The sequence below is a fragment of the Spirosoma profusum genome (genome assembly GCF_014699005.1).
Classification (GTDB): Bacteria; Bacteroidota; Bacteroidia; order Cytophagales; family Spirosomataceae; genus Spirosoma; species Spirosoma profusum.
Genome location: NZ_JACWZY010000004.1, coordinates 262,453 through 272,043, shown reverse-complemented (window position 1 = coordinate 272,043; position 9,591 = coordinate 262,453). Strand labels below are relative to the sequence as shown.

At 47.2% G+C, this 9,591-nt stretch carries 9 protein-coding genes; 5 read left to right on the top strand and 4 right to left on the bottom strand.

The genetic code is table 11. The features are described from left to right. Nucleotides 1-229 precede the first annotated feature (229 nt). Both IC229_RS07550 and IC229_RS07545 read right to left on the bottom strand, forming a co-directional pair. Nucleotides 230-538, bottom strand: a complete 309-nt coding sequence (locus IC229_RS07550) for a hypothetical protein (protein WP_190886335.1) — start codon at nucleotides 536-538, stop codon at nucleotides 230-232. A 155-nt stretch (nucleotides 539-693) separates the two neighbouring features. Then, nucleotides 694-1,194, bottom strand: a complete 501-nt coding sequence (locus IC229_RS07545) for a hypothetical protein (protein WP_190886334.1) — start codon at nucleotides 1,192-1,194, stop codon at nucleotides 694-696. A 94-nt stretch (nucleotides 1,195-1,288) separates the two neighbouring features. Between IC229_RS07545 and IC229_RS07540 the strand changes: the two genes are divergently transcribed. The 3 genes from IC229_RS07540 (at nucleotide 1,289) to IC229_RS07530 (ending at nucleotide 4,623) form a co-directional block, all read left to right on the top strand. Then, nucleotides 1,289-2,293, top strand: a complete 1,005-nt coding sequence (locus IC229_RS07540; RefSeq protein WP_190886333.1) for a helix-turn-helix transcriptional regulator — start codon at nucleotides 1,289-1,291, stop codon at nucleotides 2,291-2,293. A gap of 130 nt (nucleotides 2,294-2,423) precedes the next feature. Further along, nucleotides 2,424-3,131, top strand: coding sequence for a GDSL-type esterase/lipase family protein (locus IC229_RS07535; RefSeq protein WP_190886332.1), 708 nt, complete (start codon nucleotides 2,424-2,426; stop codon nucleotides 3,129-3,131). A 70-nt stretch (nucleotides 3,132-3,201) separates the two neighbouring features. Beyond that, nucleotides 3,202-4,623, top strand: a complete 1,422-nt coding sequence (locus IC229_RS07530) for a DUF1593 domain-containing protein (protein WP_190886331.1) — start codon at nucleotides 3,202-3,204, stop codon at nucleotides 4,621-4,623. 30 nt (nucleotides 4,624-4,653) lie between these two features. Here the strand turns inward: IC229_RS07530 and IC229_RS07525 are convergent, their stop codons facing one another. Continuing rightward, nucleotides 4,654-5,862, bottom strand: coding sequence for a DUF6371 domain-containing protein (locus tag IC229_RS07525; RefSeq protein ID WP_190886330.1), 1,209 nt, complete (start codon nucleotides 5,860-5,862; stop codon nucleotides 4,654-4,656). 180 nt (nucleotides 5,863-6,042) lie between these two features. Between IC229_RS07525 and IC229_RS07520 the strand changes: the two genes are divergently transcribed. After that, on the top strand, nucleotides 6,043-7,749 hold the full coding sequence (locus tag IC229_RS07520; protein ID WP_190886329.1) for a tetratricopeptide repeat protein: 1,707 nt from the start codon (nucleotides 6,043-6,045) through the stop codon (nucleotides 7,747-7,749). 55 nt (nucleotides 7,750-7,804) lie between these two features. On the opposite strand, the gene IC229_RS07515 is transcribed toward IC229_RS07520, so the two are convergent. Beyond that, on the bottom strand, nucleotides 7,805-8,476 hold the full coding sequence (locus tag IC229_RS07515) for a PorT family protein (protein ID WP_190886328.1): 672 nt from the start codon (nucleotides 8,474-8,476) through the stop codon (nucleotides 7,805-7,807). A gap of 144 nt (nucleotides 8,477-8,620) precedes the next feature. Here IC229_RS07515 and IC229_RS07510 point away from each other — a divergent pair, with 144 nt between their 5' ends. Continuing rightward, complete coding sequence (locus IC229_RS07510; protein ID WP_190886327.1) at nucleotides 8,621-9,532, top strand: EamA/RhaT family transporter; 912 nt, start codon at nucleotides 8,621-8,623, stop codon at nucleotides 9,530-9,532. The last annotated feature ends 59 nt before the right edge of the window (nucleotides 9,533-9,591 follow it).

Sequence of the window (9,591 nt, the reverse complement as noted above, 5' to 3'; positions counted from 1 at the left end):
TTTTATATAGAATTAGTTTACACTTTCTCGTTGAGTGAATAAGTACGCTAGTTTTTAGGGGTAAGGACATGTAGAAAATAAAAGTTTAAACAGGTTCATACTAATTACCTTACTACAAGTGTCTTATAGAGGGGTTTTGTCATCCTTCGGCACCAGCCGCCCGGCTGCGTCAGGATGACAGAAAGTAGCTACCCATACTTCACGTTGTTTTAGTTTGGGGCAGAGAGGTTTACATCAAACTAAACGCCTGCCACATAATTAACAGGGTGTTTAGGCCAATGAACAGTTGGCCAACTCGCCGGTAGCCAATGTCTGTCAACCCTTGCGAACGAATCAATAGGTAAGCGGAAAAGCAACCAAAAGCAATTCCGAGTAGAGTGATCAGGGTGACATTTCTAAAGAAAACGGGGAAATAACTCAGGTATAAAGCTTTCGTCTGCTCGAAGGACAGGTCTTTTGTCGATAAACCAATCCACAGAATTAGGTTGGCTGTACCGATAAGGCAGAGTAAAAGACCAAAGTAGAAGGCGGTTTTCACGGAGATTGCTGTTTATTCAGTAACGATGGAAAAACGCTTACGTTTCGCTACGTTGCCGACCAACTTCTCGACAACGAAACCAGATTGATCTGCCCATTGAAAGGTGCAAAATTAATTGCTGTTCCGAAAGCGTATCAGGGATTTTGGCACTTCCATCATTCGGAACGTTTTCGTTTCTGACCGGTGGACGTGAATCCGTGGGCGTCTAATTCTACGTTTAGGATAGCTCCCTTGTCGTTGCGATTAAATTTTAACCTGGCCTGATAATCCACAATTTCAAATGAATCTTTTTGAGGCAGTTTCTTTAAAATTGATTTCCCCTGACTGGTTTCTGCGTATAGATTGCCGTTCGACAGGTAGATTTGCATACTTGGGAAATCAACAAAATCGAAGTCTCCGCAAAATTCAGTCAGTAAAGAATCCGGAAGCTGCATTTCTTTACTGTCGGTCAAATCATGAACATGGCGGCCAGGACTGTATAGGCCATCCTTTTTTGGGGTATTGCCAGCAGCCTTTAACTGGTTGTTAAATGGTGGGGTACAGACATAGCTGATTCTGTACGTATCGAAGCTCTGGCTGGCGGCAAAAACAGCAAAATAACTCAGACAAATAGGAACCAGGAAACAGATTTGTTTCCAGACAGAGGTGTTAGTCATCGGATTCTTGGAATGTTAAAGTGATGACAATACTCGGGAGATTTGCAGCCACGTTATTACAGAAAAAGTAGTTTCACTTACAAAAGAGGGAATTATGGCTTTCGTTGTTCAGGGCATGACTGATTTCAATTTTCAGCATGTGAATCATTTTTTCTTAACCGAAACCCGTAATCCAGCCCTACTTGAACACGCTCAGCACGTTCAACTTCCTGACGGACAAGTATTTTTTAAAGAATGGTATTTTGAAGGAATCCGAATGTGTTATTCGGACTGGACGTTCGCTAAACCTACCAACGTATACTGGCACTATGATATCAGCGTAGAACTGGTCACCTTACAACTCAATCTGAACGGCTGTTTACTGATAGAAGATAAGAAGACCCATTGCCCGTTTCTGCTTCAGGAACACCACCATAATTTGTTCTATTCCAACACGGGTCTGGAACAGAGCGGAGTGCTGAAACCTACGAACAGCCGGATTACGGTGTTTATCGTTCAGTTTACAAAAGAAAAATTTCTGGCTTTAACCCAGGGCGCCAATGAAGCCCTGAACCGATTTGGTGAGAATGTGCTGAACGGAAAGCCAGCGGCTCTTTCCCCTGTAAACCTCCCATTGGAAGCTTCGTTGAGAAATGTTATTCACAACATTCTTCATTGTGGGTATTCGGAAGGCCTGAAAAAAATGTTTCTGTTAGCCAAGGCCATTGAGTTTCTGGTTATCCAGGCTGAAGCCAGTAACGCCGTCCTACTTCCAGCCTATAAATACCTCAAAACCAGCCAGGACCGGGAGAGAATCATGTATGCGCAGGAGTATATAATGAAAAATTTAGATGCTCCGCCCAGTCTTACTCAACTTTCCCGGATTGTCGGCATCAACGAGTATAAATTAAAAAGGGGGTTCAAGGAATTCTATAATAATACCGTTTTTGGCTATCTGGCCGAGGCAAGGTTGGAAATAGCCAGAAATGATTTAGTGGAAACGAATAAAAAGGCCATTGAAATTGCTTCCGATCTTGGTTATTCATCCCTACAGCATTTTAGCCATGCGTTCAAGAAAAAATTTGGATATTCGCCCAAAACCGTAAAGAAAAAAACGTAGGACCTGATGGGATGAACCAACTCAACTAAGTAGGTAAATGGAGTTGGAATTACTTGCTTTGATGCATACTACCGCGGCTTGCACTGTGGTAATACAGGGAATTTTGTTTCGCTTGATAAACGTATCGTCAATGAGTAAAATAATTCTTCGTTACGTAGTAATTGGTGCATTGCTTTTGCCGTTTTTGGCTTATTCTCAAGCTGCTACGTCGTCGGATAAACCACTAAACATTTTTACGTTAGGCGATAGTAATGGTACGTTCCCATTTAGTTGGCCGCAGCAACTCAAGACTGCTTTACCGAATGCAGACGTGTTCAACATCAGTAAGTCGGGCAGAACAATCGGTTTTGTAAATAACGGCGACAGTACCCTGAATTCGCTACTGGTCATCGACGAGAATCTCAGGAAAGCGACTGAGTTCACCAAAGACCGTCCTTTTGATTTTATTGTGCTTGAACTGGGAACCAACGACGCCAAAGCGGTTTTTGCCGACCGACAGAGCGAAGTATCGGTCAATTTGGAGAAACTGGTTCAGAAAATTAAGAACTGCGATTTTCCAGCGATCAATAAAGCAAAAATCGTCATCATTTCGCCACCGCCTTACGGCACCAAAGCAGTGGCTACCGCCAAATACGCAGGCGGAGATAAGCGGGTCAAAGCCATGAGCGAAACCTTCAAAAAAGTAGCGGAACGTAACGGCTGTCTGTTTGTGAATGGCTTTAAAACACCGGGCTTCGATATCGATACCATGACGCCCGATGGTTTGCACCTGGATGCTGTAGGATCAAGGAAATTAATCGAACCTGTGCTGGCCGAAATCGCGAAAGCTAAATTATGAAAGCTGCTAGTTAACAGGACAGTAGTACGTTTATAGCCATTGGCGTTCGGATGTTATACGTTACTGAATCATGTTTTATGGCGTACTTAACTTGTTCTCAATCAGCCTGATTTGTGCGGGGTTGTTTCTTGTTTTCGGTTTTGACGTAGCATCGTTTGATACATTAGCTCCCCGCCAACAAAAGCCTCGCGTTCTGATTCTGACTGATATTTCAAGTTTGAAAGCTCGCCATCTGGAGCCTGACGATGGGCAGTCGATGGTGCGGTTGATGCTGTATACCAATTCTTTAGATGTCGAAGGATTGATTGCCTCTTCCAATCTGGGGCATGGTCAACGGGTCCAACCTGAACTTGTTCATGAAGTCATCGATGCATACGCCAGGGTTCAGCCAAATTTGATTCAGCATGATCCGACGTATCCAACAGCGGCCAGACTTCATGCGTTGGTCAAAGACGGCCAACCGAAGGCAAGTCCTAAATTGCCGGTAACAACCAGTGTTGGCGAGGAGCTCGATACGGAAGCCTCAAACTGGATTATCCACGTAGTAGATCAACCTGATTCGCGCCCGGTTTGGGTATGTATATGGGGTGGAAGCGCCGATCTGGCCCAGGCGTTATGGAAAATTCAGCAAACCCGCTCAAAAGAAGCTGTGCGGACGTTTGTGCGAAAGCTTAGAGTTCGGGCCATTTCGGATCAGGACTCAACAGGTGGCTGGATTCGGCAACAATTCCCGGAGCTATTTTTTATTCATTCCCGATACGTTTATCGGGGAACGTACCGGGGCGGTAACACAAAATTAAATGACTCACTGTGGGTTGCTACCCAGGTTCACAATCCGGCCAACCCGCTGGGCATGCTATATCCAAACTATCAGGGTGGCGATATTTGGACCCGGCAACTTGGCCCCGTGAAAGAGGTCAAAGAAGGCGATACGCCCTCTTATTTGAGCTTAATTCCGAATGGGCTGAACGTAGCAGAGCAGCCGGAATTGGGTGGCTGGGGTGGCCTTTTCACTAAAACAAGAGCGAGTCTTTATCTGGATAAAATAGATTCGACAGCAGCCTATGTTACCGACCAAACGCCATACATGGCTTCGGTGTATCGATGGCGAGACGCCTGGCAGGACGATTTTCTGGCACGGCTGGACTGGTGTATAAAGCCATACAATCAGGCAAATCATTACCCGAACGTAGTGGTCAATGGCGACAATTCCGGGCAACTCATTGAACAGGTCGTTCATCCAGGGAAAACGGTTCGTTTCGATGCCCGCCAATCCACTGATCCTGATAGGCAAGCGCTTCATTTCCAGTGGCAAATCTATCCGTCGTCAACAAGGAATTCTGTCCAGTTGCAGGGCACCGATACGTCCCAGCTGACTGTTCAGATTCACTCCAAAGCCGCTCGTCAAACTATCCCTTTATTGCTTACCGTGACCGACAGTGGACAGCCAGCACTGCGGCAATATCGACGCATTCTACTACGGATCAAATGAGATGGCAGATTGTTTCGAGTAAACTCCGTATTAACTATCCCAGTCAGGTGGGTACTCAATCCACTGCTCCAATAGAAAATCGGCCAAATCGAGCCCGGCCGCTTTTTCATCCTCAGTGGCGTTATCCTCCAGATAGGTAGATACTGTAATCTGAAATCCCTGGCCAAGTAGTTCATTCGCCACGCGGTTCCAGCGATCAAAAGCACTGCCATCTTTCGATAAGTCGGGGAATAATTCAATTCTGCGCCCACGTAGCGGGGCTAAGCGTTCGGCATTCAGATAGGACAAGGCACCTACGGCCAGCCAGATAAAATCAGGAAAATAATACGTACTGATAACCGCCGTTTTGGGTGCTTCAACAATAGCCACCGGCTGATCAACCGGGGCGCTACGTAATTGGGGTAATCCAAACAGACAGGGCGATTTCTGCACGTCGTTTCGCTCATCCAGATAATCCATTAGCCAGGCCGGATAGGGCAGATTCAGCCTATCGCAACGTAGCGCGTACGCTGAATGCACCCAGGAAGTTCGACTACGTTTCTCGCCATCTTTTACTACGTATTTAACCGTATGGAACGTATCATCGAATAATTTGATCTGCCCTCCGCGAACGCGCTGTTGCTCATCGACGTACCAGAACACGCAGGCCCCCGGCCACAATCCAGACGTACCAATGCTAAACTGTTTCAGCAACGTATCAGCGACTTCAACTCCAAAATGACGACGTAGTAAATAGGCGAACTGGTTACGTTCATAATGCCCTAGCGACTGCTCAAGTACCTCCTGCGGAATGGCGAAAACCTGACCAGGCTCGGACTGCGTAACAATAGCCGTCTGTTTGGTGGTTGACTCCTCAAACAGATAGTCCACCACTCGTTCGGCTTGTTCGAGCGTAGCGCCCTCAGTCTGAATCAGAAAAGTGATAATGCCTTGTTTTGTGACGCCTTTATGTTTTTGTTTTGCGGCTATTTTAAACCATCCTTTCGGTATTGGCTGACGGCTAAAGTGTGCTTTTATTTCTTCATAGTAGGATAATCCGGATGGGCCTTTTTGGTATGGATTAAGATGGTAACCGCAGTTACTCTCCCGGTCGCAGCGCCCGTAGATGTCGGGCAAGGGTTCCCCGGTTAGTGTGTCGACGTAGCGGCTAAGCGTTTTTCGGTGTTTCGGGCTGCAATTCGGGCAATCGCCTTTGATCGCTTTTTTAGGTAATTGGTACCGAAACGTAGACTGTGGCATGGGGATAAAAATAAGTATTTGTTTTTAATACGTCTCCTGCATTTGCTGCTTGTTGCCGTAAACTCAATACGTGCGTATTTGCACAGAATGTTTTTTTACTTTTATTGAGGCATTGGCCAGAAACGAAGTAAATTCAGCGGGGAGATAAGGTCTACCTGATAACGCATAAAGAATACGGATATGAAATACGTGCTACTGGTGTTGATAATTCCCTTCCTTGTTGGGGGCTTCTTTACGTTTACCGACGTTCGTAGTTTTTCTGACGAAACAAGCAAAAAGAGCAATACTATCGTCGTGTGTGGAGCGGGTTCGGATGGCTTTATTTATCCAATGGGAAACGGAAAGTTCATCGTACCGCTGCCTGGTTGGGGTTCGTATTCCTACCCCATTTCGACCCGCGTGGATAGCGCCCAGTTTTATTTTGACCAGGGACTGACCATGTATTACAGCTACCACATGAAGGAAGCTATGGCCTCGTTTAAGGAGTCCGCTCGACTCGATTCCACATCAGCGATGGCCTGGTGGGGACAAGCGTTGGCGGGTGGGCCTTTCTATAATGCGGCTCATTTGTATAAAGTCCCCGCCGACATGCCGACGATTCTGGCGCGTATGAACGAGTTGGCGGCTTCGGCCAGCCCAAAGGAAAAAAGGCTGATAGAGGTGATGAACGCCCGGTACAATACTGACCCGTCGGATGCGCAGCGTAAACAATTGAATCAGGCGTATGCGGATGCGTCCCGGCAACTAATTACCGAATTTAATGATCCGGATAGCAAAATGCTCTACGTCGACGCCGTCATGTTGATGCATGCCTGGGACTTCTGGAACGGTGATGGTTCGCCAAAAGCATGGACGCAGGAGGTTGTTGATATTAGTAAAAACGTACTGGAAAACAGTCCTGATCATCCCGGTGCCCTGCATTATTACATCCATCTTACCGAGGCTTCCAAGCATCCGGAAGTAGCGTATCCAAATGCAGATCGGCTTAAAACGCTGTTTCCGGGTGTGGCGCATATGGTTCACATGTCGAGTCATGAATACCAACGTAACGGCTATTTTGCGCAGGGGGTGGTAGTCAACGACCTGGCCGATGACAATCTCTTAAAATATGATTCGTTGGCGGCTAACCTGGGATTAGTAAAACACTCGCCCCATTATTTCGCGGTGCAGACGTATTGCGCACTGACGGGAGGCATGTACAAAACAGGGATCAACGATGCGCTACGTTGCCGCCGATCTGTGTCGCCCGTTGCTGATAATCCGTATGATCAGTATTTGTACATGCTGCCTTCGCTCACGCTGGTCAGGTTGGGGAAATGGAACGACGTATTAGCTACTGATAAACCGGATCAGTCCTGGACGTATGCGGCTCTGCTGGACCATTTTGCGCGGGGAATGGCTTTAGTACGTACCAACAAACCGGCTGAAGCGGAGCAACAGTTGCAACTGCTTCGGGAACGGCTGAAAGACCCGGTACTGAAAAAGCGACGCATTCCCTTCAATGCCTTTTTACCGTCGGCTCAGCTTGCGGAGCACATTCTGGATGCCTCTATTCTGTTTCATGCGAAAAAGCAGGAACAGGCTTTGGCAACCCTACAAAAAGCGATTGCTATTGAAGACGTATTGATTTACACCGAACCGGCTGACTGGCCATTACCCGCCCGGCAATTTTTAGGAGCTTATTTGCTGGAGATGCGCAACTGGTCCGAAGCCGAAGCCGTTTATCGCCAGGATTTAGCGCATAATCCGGGAAATGGCTGGTCGATGGTGGGACTTCATCAGGCGTTAGCCGGGCAAAAGAAAACGACAGAATTAGTGTCGATTGAAGCCGGTTATCGGGCTGCATTCTCAAAGGCCGAGCAAATACCTGTCTCTTCTGTTTACTAAAATCACTACGTATCAAGTTGAAAATGGTTCGTATACTCTAGCGAACGTAGCGAACTCAGAACGTATAACCTACCTGTGCCAGCATACTGATTTCATACGACGGGTCGTGCATACCAGCACCACCAAACCGCCCAAGTTTGTAGGACGCCAGCGGCTGTAGAGTGAGGGAGATTCGGTCATTGAGTCGATACTGGCCACCAGCTCCCAGTATGATGTGAAAGATTGGCCCTGTATCGGCACTGAGCCGGAGATACTGCGTAGGAAGCCCTTCCCGCTCAGCAATAACCCGCGAGGGTATCGGGAAATCGAGGAACGTGCCGAACGAAAAATAAGGGGATAGCCGCTTCTGATTCATCCGGAAATGGAGTAACGCCGGTACGCGAATGGTTCGGTATCGAATAGTGCTACGTCCGTCACCTGCAATGGCTAGTCGTGGCTGACGCGTCGTGAGTTGTTGATACCAGATTCCCGACGAAACCGACCAGCCCGGTGCCCAGGTATACGTAGCAGTCAGACCGGTCAGATAACCCGGCAACCAACGTTCTCCATTCATAAATATAGGTTCAACAACCTGGCCATCGCTGTCAGGGAAAAGGTATCGGTAACTAAAGTCGGTACGTACAAATGTGGGCGCACCAGCTACCGACAGGGTTAGCTTGTGCTGACCGAAAACTGACATTGCCCGAAACGACAGGAGAAGTAACCAGACCAGTATCCAAATCCGCATAACGTGAGAATAAGCTTGTCGCAAAAGTAAGGTCTATTCGATCGATACGAACGTATTACTACGTCGAAAGCGTTACGGAACCAGCTAAAAATACGCGGACAAGCCGTTCGTGCTGTTAACTTCGCCCGAAAATTGCTATTTGCCATGCTCTTTCTAGTGCTTAGCATTGTTCTATCGGTTCTGTTACTCCTCAATTTCCGGCTGTTTCCGCGTTACGAAGTCAATACGTTTCAGGCCATAGTTTTCAATTATCCGGTCTGTTTTCTGGTTGGCTGGTTCCTGTTGCCTGCGGGTCAAACGTTTTCCATCGATTTCGCGCTAGACTGGACCTGGCTGGCGTTGGGGCTGGGCGTAGGATTTATCATTACGTTTCTGCTGTCGGGCGCATCGACACAGCGGGTCGGCATCACTGCTACGTCGCTGGCCAATAACCTGTCGCTGGTCATTCCGGTCTGTTTCAGTCTGTTCGTATTTAAAACGGGAACTGCTACGTTCGATACGTTGAATTACCTGGGTCTGTTGCTGGCCGTTGTGGCGGTGGGCTTAAGTACGTATAAAAAGGAACCGGATAGTGGAAATGAATCGACGGCGGTACGTTCCGGCCAAAGGAAAGTGAATCTGAACGTATTACTTCCGGTAGCCGTATTTCTGCTGTACGGCATCACCAATACGTTGATTAACTACATGAATCTCCGATACATTCCGTCGACCGACAAGACGATTCAGGTTATGTTGACGATGGTGTTAGGCGCTGTTGGGGCGGGTCTGTTGATGCTCGTGGTACGTAGTATTCAGGGGAAAGAAACCATTCAGGCGAAAAATCTGCTGGCGGCTGTTACGTTGGGTGTGCCGAATTTTCTGAGTTTTTATACACTCCTGCTGGCTTTATCGGAATTTGGGAGCAACGGCGCTCTTGTGTATCCACTTTATAACATCGGCGTCATTTTACTGGCTGCCTTGTTAGGGATCCTGTTATTTCGGGAGAAACTATCACTCATCAACAAAATTGGTCTGGTACTCGCTATCCTTGCCATCGGACTCATTTCGTGGCGATAAAAATAGAGTTTACAGTTTGCTGTTTACTGTTATCAGTTGTTTATCGTCAATGATAAATT